General features: G+C 45.9%; 16 protein-coding genes and 1 tRNA gene. All 17 read left to right on the forward strand.

The window, feature by feature from the left end; all coding sequences use genetic code 11:
• Positions 1 to 67: 67 nt before the first annotated feature.
• Positions 68 to 140, forward strand: a tRNA-Val gene (locus ACJ28U_RS01685).
• Positions 141 to 375: 235 nt separating this feature from the next.
• Positions 376 to 1,521, forward strand: coding sequence for a tRNA guanosine(34) transglycosylase Tgt (gene tgt / locus ACJ28U_RS01690; protein WP_010369801.1), 1,146 nt, complete (start codon positions 376 to 378; stop codon positions 1,519 to 1,521).
• A 35-nt stretch (positions 1,522 to 1,556) separates the two neighbouring features.
• Positions 1,557 to 1,916: a preprotein translocase subunit YajC gene (yajC, locus tag ACJ28U_RS01695; RefSeq protein WP_010369799.1), complete on the forward strand. Its 360-nt coding sequence runs from the start codon at positions 1,557 to 1,559 to the stop codon at positions 1,914 to 1,916.
• Positions 1,917 to 1,992: 76 nt separating this feature from the next.
• On the forward strand, positions 1,993 to 3,111 hold the full coding sequence (dinB, locus tag ACJ28U_RS01700) for a DNA polymerase IV (RefSeq protein WP_407618196.1): 1,119 nt from the start codon (positions 1,993 to 1,995) through the stop codon (positions 3,109 to 3,111).
• Positions 3,112 to 3,227: 116 nt separating this feature from the next.
• The gene (locus ACJ28U_RS01705) at positions 3,228 to 4,178 is read left to right on the forward strand and encodes a bifunctional oligoribonuclease/PAP phosphatase NrnA (RefSeq protein WP_010369793.1); all 951 of its coding nucleotides are present in this window, start codon (positions 3,228 to 3,230) and stop codon (positions 4,176 to 4,178) included.
• Entirely contained in the window at positions 4,178 to 5,536 is a 1,359-nt protein-coding gene (locus ACJ28U_RS01710) for a DEAD/DEAH box helicase (protein ID WP_060654777.1), read from the forward strand. The genes ACJ28U_RS01705 and ACJ28U_RS01710 overlap by 1 nt, the downstream gene beginning before the upstream one ends.
• A gap of 104 nt (positions 5,537 to 5,640) precedes the next feature.
• Entirely contained in the window at positions 5,641 to 6,777 is a 1,137-nt protein-coding gene (locus tag ACJ28U_RS01715) for a glycerate kinase (RefSeq protein WP_407618197.1), read from the forward strand.
• Positions 6,778 to 7,094: 317 nt separating this feature from the next.
• Positions 7,095 to 9,743 carry an alanine--tRNA ligase gene (gene alaS, locus ACJ28U_RS01720; protein WP_407618198.1) on the forward strand — a complete coding sequence of 883 codons (2,649 nt, stop codon included), beginning with the start codon at positions 7,095 to 7,097 and terminating at the stop codon, positions 9,741 to 9,743.
• Positions 9,744 to 9,785: 42 nt separating this feature from the next.
• Complete coding sequence (locus ACJ28U_RS01725; protein ID WP_010369780.1) at positions 9,786 to 10,037, forward strand: IreB family regulatory phosphoprotein; 252 nt, start codon at positions 9,786 to 9,788, stop codon at positions 10,035 to 10,037.
• Between the two features lie 64 nt (positions 10,038 to 10,101).
• Positions 10,102 to 10,536, forward strand: a complete 435-nt coding sequence (gene ruvX / locus ACJ28U_RS01730) for a Holliday junction resolvase RuvX (protein ID WP_099087677.1) — start codon at positions 10,102 to 10,104, stop codon at positions 10,534 to 10,536.
• A 12-nt stretch (positions 10,537 to 10,548) separates the two neighbouring features.
• Positions 10,549 to 10,833, forward strand: a complete 285-nt coding sequence (locus ACJ28U_RS01735) for a DUF1292 domain-containing protein (RefSeq protein ID WP_010369772.1) — start codon at positions 10,549 to 10,551, stop codon at positions 10,831 to 10,833.
• Between the two features lie 66 nt (positions 10,834 to 10,899).
• Complete coding sequence (locus ACJ28U_RS01740; protein ID WP_010369769.1) at positions 10,900 to 11,184, forward strand: DUF1292 domain-containing protein; 285 nt, start codon at positions 10,900 to 10,902, stop codon at positions 11,182 to 11,184.
• 92 nt (positions 11,185 to 11,276) lie between these two features.
• Entirely contained in the window at positions 11,277 to 11,951 is a 675-nt protein-coding gene (locus tag ACJ28U_RS01745; protein ID WP_407618199.1) for a helix-hairpin-helix domain-containing protein, read from the forward strand.
• Between the two features lie 137 nt (positions 11,952 to 12,088).
• Entirely contained in the window at positions 12,089 to 14,215 is a 2,127-nt protein-coding gene (locus ACJ28U_RS01750; protein WP_407618200.1) for a ComEC/Rec2 family competence protein, read from the forward strand.
• A gap of 38 nt (positions 14,216 to 14,253) precedes the next feature.
• Positions 14,254 to 15,276 (forward strand): DNA polymerase III subunit delta, encoded by a 1,023-nt coding sequence (gene holA / locus ACJ28U_RS01755; RefSeq protein ID WP_407618201.1) that lies wholly within the window; start codon positions 14,254 to 14,256, stop codon positions 15,274 to 15,276.
• A gap of 139 nt (positions 15,277 to 15,415) precedes the next feature.
• A complete protein-coding gene (gene rpsO / locus ACJ28U_RS01760; RefSeq protein ID WP_003609971.1) occupies positions 15,416 to 15,685 on the forward strand; it encodes a 30S ribosomal protein S15 in 270 nt (89 codons plus the stop codon).
• A gap of 54 nt (positions 15,686 to 15,739) precedes the next feature.
• Entirely contained in the window at positions 15,740 to 15,994 is a 255-nt protein-coding gene (gene rpsT / locus ACJ28U_RS01765; RefSeq protein WP_043709126.1) for a 30S ribosomal protein S20, read from the forward strand.
• Positions 15,995 to 16,013 lie beyond the last annotated feature (19 nt).

The raw sequence follows: 16,013 nt of genomic DNA on the forward strand, positions 1-16,013 counted from the left end.
AAGCTCAATAGCGCCGAAAGTAGTTGGAGGATCGCTTCCTGCGAGGATAGGACGTCGCGATGCACATGGACGTTTAGCTCAGCTGGGAGAGCACCTGCCTTACAAGCAGGGGGTCACAGGTTCGATCCCTGTAACGTCCATCCTTAAACCACCACTTGTTGGTGGTTTTTTTGTATCAGAAACGGTAATTAACATATATTAGTGATAAAACTGACACAAAAACACCGCATCTCACAATTAATATTGAATTTGTGCGTAGTCTAGGCATTCTTTCTGATATAATTGTATTTGGCTAGTTTTTTCGAGCGGTCGAAAAGAACATCAAGATAGAAACAATTGCTACCGAGGTTTGGTAGAGAGAAAGGAAGTCACATCATGTCTGATTATGCTGTGAAGTACGAGCTACTCCACGTGGAAAAGCACACTGGTGCACGTTTGGGTAAAATTACAACCCCCCACGGTGAAGTTATGACACCAATGTTTATGCCGGTCGGTACACAAGCCACGGTTAAGAACGTGTCACCTCGTGAACTAAAAGAAATCAAGTCACAGTTTATTTTGTCAAACACGTACCACCTATGGGTTCGCCCGGGTGACGAGTTGATTGCCGAAGCCGGTGGTTTGCACAAGTTTATGAATTGGGATGGCCCAATTCTAACTGATTCAGGTGGCTTCCAAGTGTGGTCATTGTCAGAACGCAACAACATTAAAGAAGAAGGTGTGACCTTCCGTAATCACGTGAATGGGGAAGAAATGTTCCTATCACCTGAAGTTGCGATGCGCATTCAAAATAATTTGGGCTCTGATGTCATGATGCAATTGGATGAAGCAATTCCATACTTTGAAACGTATGATTACGTGAAGAATTCAGTTGAACGAACATCACGATGGGCTGAACGTGCTTTAGCTGCCCATCGTCGTCCGGAAGATCAAGCGCTATTTGGTATTGTGCAAGGTGCCGGTTTCCGTGAGCTTCGTAAGCAGTCTGCTTCAGATCTTGTTTCGCTTGATTTGCCTGGATACGCCGTTGGTGGTCTGTCTGTCGGTGAAACTAAAGAAGAGATGAACCGTGTGCTTGACTTCACGGTACCATTCCTACCCGAAAACAAGCCACGTTATTTGATGGGGGTCGCAGCACCCGATTCTTTGATTGATGGTGCTATCCGCGGTATTGATATGTTCGATTCTGTGCTACCAACACGTATCGCACGCAAGGGAACCTTGATGACGTCGAAGGGCCGTATCGTGATTACGAATTCTAAGTATAAGAATGACTTTTCACTAATTGACCCCGAGACGGAAGACTACGGTTCACAAAACTTTACCAAGGCATACTTACACCACTTGTTTAAGGCCGACGAATTGTATGCGCAAAACATTGCGTCTGTTCACAATTTGCGTTACCTATTGAAGTTGATGGAAGATATGCGTCAAGCAATTGCTGAGGATCGCTTACTTGAGTTCCGTGAAGAAGTCATGGAAAACTACGGTTACAAGAATCCGAATGCGCGCTTGTTCTAACTATTGCTAAATAAATCCTAGAGGAGTGTACTACTATGAGTGCTAATATTTTGATTTTGGTCGTCTTCGTGGCGGCAATGTACTTTATTATGATTCGCCCACAACAAAAGGCGCAAAAGAAGCGTCAAGAGATGATCAACACGGTTCAACCAGGTGCCGAGGTTGTGACTATCGGTGGTTTGCACGGTAAGATTGCTGCCGTTGATAATGAAGCAAAGACGTTTGATTTGGATGCTGAAGGTGTTATTTTGGTATTTGAATTGTCAGCAATCCGCCAAGTTGTTAAGGCAGCTCCAGCTGTGGCTGAAGCACCCAAGGCAGAGACGGCAACTGATGAAATCGTCGACACGACAGCTGATGTTGTGGCAGACGAAAAGTCAGACGACGCTAAGTAATAGATGAAAGAGCCTGAGTAAATATTTCTCAGGTTCTTTTTTATTATGGATTTTAAACGAAAGGAGCGCGGGGGAGATGGCTGATTTACTAGAAATTCCGGTGCAATTACATACTGACCGGCAAATTTTACATGTTGATATGGATGCCTTTTATGCGCAAGTCGAAACGCGAGATAATCCTGCGCTTGCCGACGTGGCTTTAATTTTGGCACGTGACCCGCGACAACATAGTGGCCGTGGTGTGGTTGCTACAGCTAACTATAAAGCACGACAACTTGGTGTCCATTCTGCAATGAGTGCCGCCGAAGCACTTCGATTAGCGCCAGAGGCAATTTTCTTGACGCCAAATTTTGAAAAATATCGGACCGTATCAAATCAGGTACATGAAATTTTTCATCGTTATACCGACAAAGTGGAACCGATTGCATTTGATGAAGCTTATTTAGATGTAACAGAAAATAAAGTTGGCATTGATAATCCGGTTGCCTTAGCCCATACCCTACAACAAACTATCTATGAAGAACTGCAATTAACCAGTTCGGTCGGGGTATCGTTTAATAAGTTCTTGGCAAAACTATCATCTGAACATAATAAACCAGCCGGGCTGACTGTTGTTCGGGAGGCAGATGTTCGGCCTTTCTTAGATGCATTGCCAATTGAGGAGGTCCGTGGGGTTGGTCAAAAGACGGCTGAACGGATGCGTGAACTGGGTGTCACAACTGGCGCTGCGCTATATGCAATGGACCAAACGACATTGACCCAACATTTTGGACGGATGGGGTATGACTTTTACCGACGAATCCGGGGTGTTGATGACCGACCAGTCGAGTGGCAACGTGAGCGGAAATCAGTTGGCAAAGAACGAACGTATGGCCCGTTTTTGGATAACGAAGAGAAAATCATGGCCGAACTAAAGCGGCTGGCCGTACTTTTAGAAAACTCGCTGCAGAAAAGGTCGTTACACGGTAAAACTTTGGTATTAAAGGTACGTGACGAAGATTTTAATACGGAAACACGACGGACAACCCAACCAGATTATTTACCAAATGATGCGACCGAGTTTGAACGATTAGCTGCGGACATTTGGGAAGAATTAGGAGGATATCAAAAGCCGATTCGCCTCTTAGGGCTAACCATGACGAATTTGGCACCGCTTACCTTTGAAAATATCCCCTTGAATCTGTATGATAACTAATCTAATCGCGTAATTACCGCGGTTTTCTGCTATACTTATTAAAGTAGCGGGTGGTAGCCCCAAACTGTTAACGTTGCGAGCAACGTTTGTAAACTAGATAGAATTGAGATTGAATCATGACAGCGCAAACAGCAATTCTAGCGCAAATTAAGGCAGCGGACACGATTATTATTCACCGTCACCAACGCCCTGATCCAGATGCCTTTGGGTCACAATTTGGCTTGGCGGAGTTAATTAAAACGTCGTTCCCTGAGAAGCAGGTTCACGTTGTAGGCAAGCAAGTGCCTAGCATGACTTGGATGGGTGAGATGGAGCAAATTCCTGACTCACTTTATGATGATGCATTGGTAATTGTGACTGACACAGCAAATTCACCACGTGTCGATGACCGTCGTTTCGACTACGGTAAGGTGTTGGTTAAGATTGACCACCATCCAAATGACGAGCCATATGGCGACTATACGTGGGTGATTGAAGGTGCTTCTTCTACGTCGGCGATGATTTTTGCCTTCTATAAGGAATTTGAAGACGAATTGACTTTGTCAGATGCAGGTGCCTCATATTTGTATGCTGGTATCGTTGGAGATACGGGGCGCTTCTTATACGCGACTAAGTCTGAAACGATGCAAGTTGTTGCTGATTTGATGAAGTTTGATTTTGATTGGTTTAAGATTAATCAACAAATGGATACCATCTCAGTTGAAGCTGCCCGGGCTTCTGGCTATGTCTATAACAACATGGTCACAACCGATAACGGCTTTAATTACATTATTTTGACGAACGAAGTTGTTGAAAACTTCAATCTTGGTGATTTTGGGACGGCCTTTATTGTCCCATTACTTGGAAAGATTAACACAGTTAAGGCCTGGGCTGTTTTTGAACAGCAAGATGATGGCTTTTTCCGTGTCCGACTACGTTCACGTAACACGGTGATTAACGAAATTGCAAAGCGCCACGGTGGCGGCGGACACAAGTTTGCCTCGGGTGCTTTTGCCAAGGATATTGATGAAGTCCATGAAATTATTCGTGAAGCCGATGAAACATTGAAGGAGCAAACAGAAGCATAATGGCTAAGTTTACTGACTACAACTTGCGCCCAGAAATTTATACGGCGTTGGATGAAATTCGTTTCACCACACCAACGAAGGTGCAAGAACGCTTGATTCCCGTTGTGATGCAAGGACGTTCCGTTGTGGGACAATCACAAACTGGATCAGGTAAGACACACACATTTTTGATTCCAATTTTCCAAAAGTTTGACCCAACTGCTCAAAAGGTGCAAGCCGTGATTACCACGCCTTCTCGTGAGTTGGCGCAACAAATCTATGCGGCAGCCAAGCAATTGGGTACAGGCTTCCCGGCTGACCAACAGCCACGCATTGGCTTGTATGTTGGTGGGACTGATAAGGTTCGCCAAATGCACCAATTGGAAAGTACACAACCACAAATTGTTATTGGAACACCAGGTCGTATCAAGGACTTGTATACGGCTGGTGGGTTGGATATCCACACAGCATCAGCTTTGGTTGTCGATGAAGCGGATATGACCATGGATTTGGGCTTCCTACCAGAAGTTGATGCAATCGCGGGTGCGATGCCTGAAGATTTGCAAATGTTGGTCTTCTCAGCTACGATTCCACAAAAGTTGCAACCATTCTTGAAGAAGTACCTAACGAACCCTGTTGTGGAAGAAATTCCAACAGAAACCGTTATCGCCCCAACGATTACTAACTTGTTAGTTGGTACGAAGGGCATGAAGAAGGATGACTTGGTTTACGAGTTATTGACAATGGGAAACCCATACATGGCTTTGGTTTTCACTAACACGAAGGAACGTGCGCGTGAGTTAACCAAGTCATTACGTAACCGTGGTTTGAAGGTTGCTGAAATCCACGGTGGTATCCAACCACGTGAACGTAAGCGTACCATGCAACAAATCCAACACCTGGACTATCAATACGTTGTGGCCACTGACTTGGCTGCGCGTGGTATTGATATCCCTGGTGTATCGTTGATTATTAATGATGGTATTCCAACGGAACTTGAATTCTTCGTGCACCGTGTTGGCCGTACTGGTCGAAATGGTATGGAAGGAACGGCTATTACGATTTACAACCCAGATGAAGAAGAACGCGTGCAAGCGGTCGAAAACATGGGTGTGACGTTTGAACCAATGACTTACTCACATGGAGAGCTTAAGCCTGGTTATGATCGTCGCCGTCGTAAGCAACGTTCGAAGTCAACTGTTAAGCTAGACCCAACGATGATTGGTTTGGTTAAAAAGAAGAAGAAGAACGTTAAGCCTGGTTACAAGCGTCAGATTAAGTCTGCGATTGCCCGTGATGCAAAGTACAAGAAGCGTGTTGAGGAACGTCAATCACTTCGTGCCGCGCGTAAGGCTAAGAAAAAGGCTAACGATAAGTAAAGAAACAGGCTCGCATGCAATTGGCAGTGTGGGCCTGTTTTTTGTGCTGGCTGGATTGATTTCGGTTGATTTTCAGGCTACGATTAAAGGAGCGAGGAATTGATATGAAATTTGTAATTGCCCCAGATTCATTTAAAGGTAGTATGACAGCTAAAGAGGCGGCTGTGGCCATCCAAGTTGGCTTGCAAAAAATTTATCCAGATGCGGACTATGAATTGGTCCCGATGGCCGATGGTGGTGAAGGCACTGTGCAGTCATTAGTTGATGCAACGGACGGTGACATCATCGCTGTTGATGTACAAAATCCGTTGGGCGAAACGGTGACAGCCTTTTATGGTGTTCTAGGTGATGGTCAAACGGCTGTGATCGAAATGTCAGCCGCTTCAGGTATTCAATTCGTGACAGAAGAAACGAAAAATCCTCTGATGACGACGACGTTTGGCACGGGCCAATTGATCAAAGATGCGTTGAATCGCGGGTTGCGTCGCTTCATCATCGGACTTGGCGGTTCTGCCACAAACGATGGCGGGGCCGGCATGGCTGAAGCGTTGGGTGTCCGGTTCCTTGATGAAAATGGGCAGCAAATCGCCCGTGGTGGCGCGCCGTTAGCACAGCTATCCAAGCTTGATATGAGTCATATTGATCCGCGCGTGGCCGAGTCTGAATTCTTATTGGCTTCAGATGTCACGAATCCACTGGTTGGTGAAACTGGTGCGTCGGCTGTCTTTGGACCACAAAAGGGTGCAACACCAGCGATGGTGGTTGAGCTCGATGCGGCGTTGACAAATTATGCCAAGGTGATTAAGACACAACTGGGTATCGACTTGGCTAATACACCGGGGGCGGGCGCTGCTGGTGGACTCGGAGCTGGTATGTTGGCGTTCACACAGGCTACGATGCAATCAGGCATTAGTTTGGTTGTTGCGGCGACTGCGTTAGGTGTCAAAGCCGCCAATGCGGATGTCGCATTCGTCGGCGAAGGTGCGATTGATTTTCAAACGCAGTACGGTAAGACGCCAATGGGTGCAGCTCAAGCGATTAAGCAAGTCTCACCAGATGCGAAGGTCATTGGATTGGCCGGATACGTTGGGGATGACATTGAGACGTTGTATGATTTGGGGATTGATGCGGTGTTCAGCATTGTGCCGGGTGCAGTTGATTTGTCGACTGCAATGAAGACTGGTGAGGCAAATCTCACACGAACGGCTGAAAACATCGCGCGATTGCTAAATACCAAATAACTTTTACAAAAACATTTCAAGCAAACAAAAACGGTTATTAGAAGTTCTTAATATGTTACAATAATGAACAAGGACATATCATTTATGGTTTGAGAGCCAATAGAAACGTTGTGGATGATGTAAACAACGCTCAACCATTTCTGATGCTACCTTCACAGCTGTTTGTGAAAACAAACCGTGCGCCAGCGTTAACGGCATTCAAAGAGGTAATGATGCAGACTATCATTGCAAGCAGAGTGGTACCGCGTGTAGGCGTCTCTGTTTTTGCAATGGGGGTCTGTTTTTATTTAGATATTTATTTAAGCGAGGATTGGAAGATGAAGCCATTATCATCAGCTGAGATCCGTGATATGTTTTTGCGTTTCTTCGAAAGCAAGGGACACAGCATTGAGCCATCTCAATCATTGATTCCAAAGGATGATCCAACATTGTTGTGGATTAACTCTGGTGTCGCAACGTTGAAGAAGTACTTCGACGGTTCAGTTGTACCTGAAAACCACCGTATTACGAACGCCCAAAAGTCAATTCGTACGAATGATATTGAGAACGTTGGTCACACGGCCCGTCACCACACGTTGTTTGAAATGATGGGAAACTTCTCAATTGGCGACTACTTTAAGCCTGAAGTTATTCCTTGGGCTTGGGAATTGTTGACGAGTCCAGAATGGTACGGTATGGACCCTGAAAAGTTGTACGTGACGGTTTACCCAAATGACACTGAGGCCAAGGAAATTTGGTTGAACGTTGTGGGGTTGCCTAAGGACCACTTGTACGAAGAGCCAGATAACTTCTGGGATATCGGTGAGGGACCTTCAGGACCAGATACGGAAATTTTCTATGATCGTGGTGAAGAATTCAACGCCGACGATGCCAAGGGAAACTACCCTGGTGGTGAAAACGAACGTTACTTGGAAATTTGGAACATCGTGTTCTCACAATACAACCACTTGCCTGGTTTGACTGACAACAAGGATTACCCTGAGTTGCCACACAAGAACATTGATACGGGTATGGGGCTCGAACGTGTTGTCTCTGTGTTCCAAAATGCCAAGACCAACTTTGAGACGGACTTGTTCTTGCCAATCATCCGTAAGACGGAAGAGATGTCAGGTCAATACAAGTACGGTGATGATCCTGAAAAGGACATCTCATTCAAGGTGATTGCTGACCACGCCCGTGCCGTAACATTTGCCATCGGTGATGGGGCTTTGCCATCAAACGAAGGTCGCGGTTACATCATTCGTCGTTTGCTTCGTCGTGCGGTTTTGCACGGTCGCAAGTTGGGAATTGATAAGGTCTTCTTGAAGGACTTGGTCCCAGTGGTTGGTGAGATTATGAAGTCTTACTACCCTGAAGTTTTGGCCAATGCGGACTACATCGCATCAGTGGTTGAAGCTGAAGAAGTTCGCTTTAACAAGACACTGGCTGACGGTTTGTCATTGTTGGACGGTGTTATTGATGAAGCAAAGGCTAACGGCGGTGTTATCGACGGTGCGGTTGCCTTTAAGATGTATGACACGTACGGCTTCCCATACGAGTTGACTGAGGAATCAGCCGCTGATGCTGGTTTGACAGTTGACCGAGCTGGCTTTGATGCCGAGATGAAGGCGCAACAAGAACGCGCCCGTGCTGCTCGTGGTAACACAGCTTCAATGGGTGTTCAAAATGCCTTGTTGACGGACTTGAAGACAGAATCAACCTACGTTGGTTGGTCAGAATTAACAGTTGATGCTGCTAAGTTGACGGACCTGATTGTTGATAATGAATTGGTTGAGTCTGCTAAGGATGGTCAAGCCGAAGTTATCTTTGACGTGACGCCATTCTACGCTGAAATGGGTGGTCAAGTGGCTGACCACGGTGTTGTCATTAATGCAGCTGGCGAAGTAGTCGCCGAAGTTGTTGATGTACAAAATGCACCTAATGGCCAACACTTGCACACATTGCAAGTTAATGCAGAAATCAAGGCCGGTGAGACGTACAAGCTTGATGTTAACCGTGCGTACCACGCAGCGGTTTCTAAGAATCACACGGCGACTCACATGCTTGACCAAGCTTTGCGTAACATTTTAGGTGAACACACAACCCAAGCCGGTTCATTGGTCACTGAAGATGGTTTGCGTTATGATTTTACTTACAACGGTGCTGTTTCGGCAGAGAAGTTGCAAGAAATTGAAGATTTGATCAACGCTAAGATTATTGAAAACTTGCCAATTTCATGGGTTGAAACGGATATCGAATCAGCTAAGAAGTTGGGGGCTGTCGCAGTCTTTACTGAAAAGTATGGTGAGAAGGTCCGTGTTGTCTCAATCGGTGACTTCAATGTTGAGTTTGACGGTGGCACACACGCTAATTCAACGGCTGAGTTGGGGATGTTCAAGATTGTCAGCGAACAAGGTACGGGTGCCGGTGTACGTCGTATCGAAGCGGTGACTGGTCAGGGCGCAATGGACTTGTTCAAGCAACACGATGCTTGGTTGAACGAAGCAATGGCCCAAGTTAAGGCACCACAATTGTCAGAAGTTAACGATAAGATTGCTGCTTTGCAGGCGCAATTGAAGGATGCCGAGCGTCAAGCGGCTTCATTGGAGCAAAAGTTGGCTAATCAAGCTGCCAATGCTGCGTTCAATGATGTACAAACGGCTGGCAACTTTACGTTTATCGCGACTGAAATGGCCGTTGAATCAATGGATGCGTTGCGTGCAACAGCCGATAACTGGAAGCAAGCAACACCATCTGATGTGTTGGTCTTGGCTGCTAACTTGGGTGAAAAGGTTAACTTGTTGGTTGCTGCTTCACCAGACGCGATTGCTAAGGGTGTTAAGGCCGGTGATTTGATCAAGGCCATTGCACCAGCTATCGGCGGTGGCGGTGGTGGTCGCCCAGACATGGCCCAAGCGGGTGGTAAGAACCCAGCGGGTATTGCAGATGCGTTTACGCAAGCAGCAGATTGGTTGTCTGCAAAGTAAACTCGCATTTTTATTGAGGGGAACCTCGGAAGGAGGCTGAAAATGACTTCATTAGATAATACAGCTGTCTTTGATTTTGGTAATAACCAAGAGCACGACGTACGTAAGACGCTTGAGATTGTGTACGCAGCGTTGGAAGAAAAGGGTTACAACCCAATCAACCAAATTGTTGGTTACTTGATTTCAAACGATCCAGCATATATTCCACGTGTAAACGATGCGCGTAATTTGATTCGCAAGTTTGAACGTGATGAAATCATTGAAGCGTTGGTTAAGGATTACTTGTCTAAGTAATTTGGTTGAGAAGTTCCGAGAGATTTAAGAGAAATTTTGGTCCAGAAAGAAGAGGTCAGATAAGATGGGACGCGTAATGGGTCTAGATGTCGGATCACGCACAGTTGGTGTGGCAGTATCTGACTTGCTCGGTTGGACAGCACAAGGTGTTGAAATCATCCGCATTAATGAAGATGAGGAAGAGTTTGGCATTGAGCGTATGAAGGAATTGGTGGCACAATTCCAACCAACGGGGTTCGTTCTTGGGTTGCCAAAGAACATGAATAACACATCCGGTCCGCGTGTCGATGCCGCACGTGCATACGGTGACTTGTTGACGGAAACATTTGGCCTGCCAATTGATTTCCAGGACGAGCGCTTGACGACGGTTGAAGCAGAACGTATGCTTGTTGAAGAAGCTGATGCGTCTCGTAAGAAGCGTAAGCAGGTTATTGATAAGTTAGCGGCGGCTTTGATTCTCCAAAATTATTTGGATCGCAAAGGACCACTTGTAAAGTAAGAGGTAAACATAATGGACGAAGAGCAAGACATTATCACATTGGTTGACGACAACGGCGATGAGCAACTTTTCGAAGTGCTATTTACGTTTAAGTCAGAAGATTTTGGTAAGTCATACATCGTCTTGTACCCAGCAGGGGCAGGCGAAGATGAAGAAGTTGAAATGTTAGCATACATTTTCGACCCTGAAGAGACGGCTGCGTCTACTGAAGGTGGTTTGACGCCAATCGAAGACGACGCAGAGTGGTCAATGGTTGAAGAGCGTTTGAACCAATTCTTGGATGAGCAAGAAGACTAATGTTTTAGTACAATTAATGACCGGTGACTCATCGGTCATTTTTTGTTAACTGGAAAGGACGTAAAAATGAATGACGCAGAATTGTTCGTCTTAACTGACGAGGACGGCAACGAACACGAATTTATTGAGTTGTTCTCTTTCGACTCAGAAGATTTTGGTAAGTCATACATCATCCTTGGCCCTGCGGATGCAGCGATGGATGGGGATGACGAAGAAGAAGTTGGTATTATGCCATTCATCTATAATAAGGATGATGAAGAAGGTATGTTGCAACCAATCGAAACTGACGCAGAATTTGATATGGTTGAAGAAGTAATGAATACGATCTTCAACGATCCGAACCTACAATAATCATGATTAAGACTGGTCCCGATGAAAAATTGGGGCCAGTCTTTTTTGGACTTTTTGATTGGTTGTGTGTCTCTATTACTGGAGGAAAAAACATGGCAAATCTAAAAGCGCATTATTATCGATTTCAGCATCTGATTTGGTTTGCAACTGGCCTAATCGGTATTGGTATTGGGCTAGTGGTTTGGTGGCAGTGTTCACAAACCGCACCAGTGCTACCACGAGATATTTCGCCAAGTGTGGCGGCTGACCAATCAACCCAAAAAGCGGTTTCAGTCACACGGGCCGTGCAGCCAACAGTCCAACCAGAAAATGTCGTGGTTGATGTGAAGGGTGCGGTGCACCGACCAGGTGTTTATAAATTTACTATGCCACCCATTATGGCGGATGCCATTGAAAAAGCGGGTGGGACATTAGCGACAGTTGACCGAACACGCTTGAATCTAGCAGCTTCCTTGACGAATGGTCAGGTGCTGTATATACCGAATGGTTCTGAAATAGTGCCAGCCTATCCGTTGCCGGGACAACCAAGCGCCACCGCGCCGTCGACAACAACAGCGACAGCCGCCACTGAAACATCACTTATAAATTTGAACACGGCGACGGTCGTTGAATTGCAAACCTTGCCAGGCGTGGGTGAAAAACGAGCTCAGGATATCGTGACCCAGCGTGAAACGATGGGTGGGTTTAAAACGGTCGATGACTTGCAAGAAGTCGCTGGGATTGGGGAGAAGACATATGCTCGTTTAGCACCCTTGGTTACGGTGTAATGCCTGGTTATTGGTTAGTTTTGTCATTGTATATTGGCGGGTTAAACACGTTAATCCGTTATCAATTTTGGTGGTCAATACCGCTGCTACTATGGTTAAGCGGCTTACTCGTGATCCGTTTTCGGTGTCGCGTTGTGATGACGATCCTCATCACGATTGGCTATGTCAGTTTTTTTATTGCACAAGATTTCAAGTTAACTGAATTAGCGCAACGTCCTACTGGTAAAGTTGAGAGTACGTTTCGTATCCACGCTGATGAACTGCAGTTTAGTGGTACAACAATTACCGGCTTTGCGGTGATGCCAAATCGTGAACGGGTGCGGTTAACTTGGTTTTGCCGCGAGGAAGCTACGTTTCGCCAGCTACAGACAACTCATGTGGGCTATGTTGTGACTGGGGTCGGCGATTACGAAGGGATACAGCCGCGCCGGAATGCGTATAATTTTGATCCGATTAGTTATTGGCGGAGTCGGGGGATTGTTCATCAGTTTGTCGTGAAGCAAGCGACCATCAAACGAGTTGATACGCCAACAGGGGCGTGGCCATTCATTAATAGCCGGATTAGGACGGGCCACAGTCGATTAGTTGCCTGGTTTGAAACGTTGCCACCGGGGCTGCGTGACTATGGTGAAACACTATTTTTAGGTTATACGCGTCGTGATTTCTATGACGATAACGTCGGTATTCAGAAGATGGGGTTGGTTCATTTGTTTAGCATTTCAGGCTTCCAAGTCGCGGGCGTCTATGTATTGTGGCGTAAGTTTGGTCGGTGGATTGGCATCACCCGTGAACGGTCGTTGTTAATTGTCCAAGTGCTGTTATTTGTGTTGCTACTATTTGCTGGCGGTGTCCAATCATTGGTGCGGGCTGTATTATTGGCGTTAACACAAGCTTGGCGAGAATTGGGCTGGCTCCGTTTGTCGGCGGTTGATGCTTGGGGCATTGCGTTATTAGGCGGCTTATTGCTTGAGCCAGGAGTGTTACATAATTTAGGTGGCCAATTATCATACTTGCTGACTTTTGGCCTCTTATGGATAACAGGCAAACCAGGCTGGTGGCAGTGCATCTTTTTATCGTTATTAATTTTACCGGTACTTTTATGGCATACGTATGCTTGGCATCCAATTAGAATTCTGGCGAATTTGATTGCAATGCCTATATTTACTTGGTTAGTTATTCCGGTGTTGTTGGTTGGCATTGGTGCAGATTGGTGTGGTTTGATTTCTGTCACGTCGTGTTGTAATGCACTAATTAACGGTATTCAGTTTGTCATCGCGCAAATGAACGATGTACCAGGTGAATTAGTGTTTGGGCAGCCGCCGATATTGCTAAGTGGTGTTGTCTTGGTTGGAACGGTTGGTTGGCTATTGGGACAAAGGCGCCAGCTCATTTGTTGGGTGTTGTTAGCCATGTACGGCGTGATGTTTTTGCTACCACGAGTAGCAACGGGTGGATTTGTGGCGTTCGCTGATGTTGGCCAAGGGGATGCAACGATTGTGCGGCTCGCATCTCGGCAAGTCATGCTGGTGGACGTTGGTGGCAAAATGAATTTACCAAAACCACCGTGGGCTGTCTCACAGAAGCATGATTTTCAGGCACGACAATTTGTGCAGTTTTTGCGAGGAAAGGGTGTCACGCGGGTGCAGCAGTTAGTCCTAACGCATAAAGACATTGATCATATTGGCAATTTGCCGTATTTCTTAGAGCAAATACCTGTTGATAAAATCTATGTGCCACTAGGTATGATGCAAACTAAGGCCTATCAGAAATTGGTCGCACCATATTGCAAGGGCGCCTCGGTGCATGAAGTGCAGGCTGGGATGCGTTTGAATCGCTGGACGTTAGTCAAACACCCGCTTGAATCCGGTACCGGCGAAAACGAAGATTCTGTGGCACTGTTGGTTGATACGGGACCGAAACGATTGATGTTGACTGGTGATTTGGATCAGGCAGGCGAGCGAAAACTGCTGGATGACCCGATGCTTGGTTGGGTGCCAATACTAAAGTTTGGTCATCACGGATCAAAAACGAGTACGGCCTCCGAATTTGTACAGCGGTTGCAACCGAGTGTTGGCATTGTCTCAGCGGGGGTGAAAAATCGATTTGGTCATCCTAATCAAGAAACGCTGGTTACGGCTCACCAAAATAACATGCAAGTGTTCAGTACTGCTGAAAGTGGTATGGTGCAGTATTGCTGGTCAGGTAAGCATGACCAGTGGCAGGCAGAAATCACATCACCTATTCAACTTCCGGGGCGACCATGATACAGTAGAAACATGAGAAAAACGAGGAGGCAGGCACCATGGCGCTTACGCTAAGAGATGTGCAACAGGATGTTGCCAAGCAAACGTTAAAGCCAATCTATCTGATTCAAGGAACAGACCAGTATCTACTTGATCAAGTTCGATCAGCGTTCGTTAGCTTGATTCCAGATGAAGATTGCACGTTGAATTTGGCCCAATTTGATATGCGCGAAACGCCACTCGGTGTGGCTGTAGATGATGCACGATCGGTCCCATTTTTTGGTGATCGACGGGTTGTTATGATTGACGACGCGTACTTCTTGACCGGTGAAAATCCCCGGACAAAGGTAGAGCATCACGTTGAAGATTTGATTGCATACGCAGAACATCCAGAGCCCCAAACAGTTTTGGTTATTTTTGCACCTTATGAAAAACTCGATAGCCGGAAGAAGGTTGTCAAATTATTGAAAGAGCAAGCAGCTTATTTAGCTTTTGGTGATTTAACCGAAAAAGATGTTCGCAGCATGATTACAGATAAACTGCGGCAAAATGGCTTTGAAATGTCTGGGCCAGCCATCCAACTACTTGTTCGGCTCACGAATATGTCATTGACCCAAATCATGTCTGAACTAGATAAATTAATGCTGTATGCCTATGATACGAAGCAAATTGATGAGCAAGCAGTGGATGCTTTAGTCACGCGTACCTTGAGCGAAAATATTTTCGACTTGATCAATGCATTGTTGAATCGTAAATTAACACGCGCGGTCGAACTGTATCACGAGTTAATCGAGGGTGGGGAAGCACCGCTTCGGTTGCACGCGGCTATTCTCGGCCAGTTCCGGTTGCTATTGCAAGTGAAATCAGCGACACAAAGTGAAGCGGGTACTGCAAAAATGCTAAAAGTTAACCCATATCGCGTTAAGTTGGCTCGCCAAACTGTTCGCCGGTTTAGTTACCCTGCCTTAGCAAAAGCGTATTTAGGTTTAGTCGGTATGGAAGAACAACTGAAGTCGACAGCCCGTGAACCAGAACTGTTGTTCGAATTATTTGTCTTGCGCTATCAAGCAGATATTGCTTAGGGATTTTACTTGCATTGCGTTAGAAAGTTTAGTATTATATTTGAAGTGCAAAAGCACACGACCTTTTACGATGTTTGACGGTTCACCGTCGTCCTACGTTGTCTAAGGCGACTATACAAAAGAAAGGTGGATATCCAACATGGCTATTTCTGCACAACGCAAGAATGAAATCATCAAGGAATTCGCACGTCACGAAGGTGATACTGGTTCAGTTGAAGTTCAAGTTGCAGTTTTGACTGCTGACATCAACGAATTGAACGCACACATGTCAGAGCACAAGCACGACTTCCACTCACAACGTGGGTTGATGAAGAAGATCGGTCACCGTCGTAACTTGTTGCGTTACTTGCGTGACAACGACGTTCAACGTTACCGTGAGTTGATCCAAAAGCTTGGATTGCGTCGTTAATTTTTACATTAACAACGTACGTTATTTTGACATTTATCATCGGAGGGAAAAGCGATGCCAATTATTGAGTCATCAATCCAACGTGCCCGCTTGAACAAGGTGCAACGCGAGCGTAACATCTCACAATTGAGTGCATACCGTACTGAAGTGAAGAAGTTCCGTAAGGCCGCTGAAGCTGGTGCAGACAACTTGCAAGAGTTGTTTGTTAACGCTTCATCAGCTATCGACCGTGCCGCTTCAAAGGGCTTGATTGCTAAGAACAAGGCTTCACGTGACAAGTCACGTTTGGCAGCTTTGTTGAACAAGTAATCAACGTTAGCTAAATAGG

The organism is Weissella sp. MSCH1, assembly GCF_045799135.1.
Taxonomy (GTDB): domain Bacteria; phylum Bacillota; class Bacilli; order Lactobacillales; family Lactobacillaceae; genus Weissella.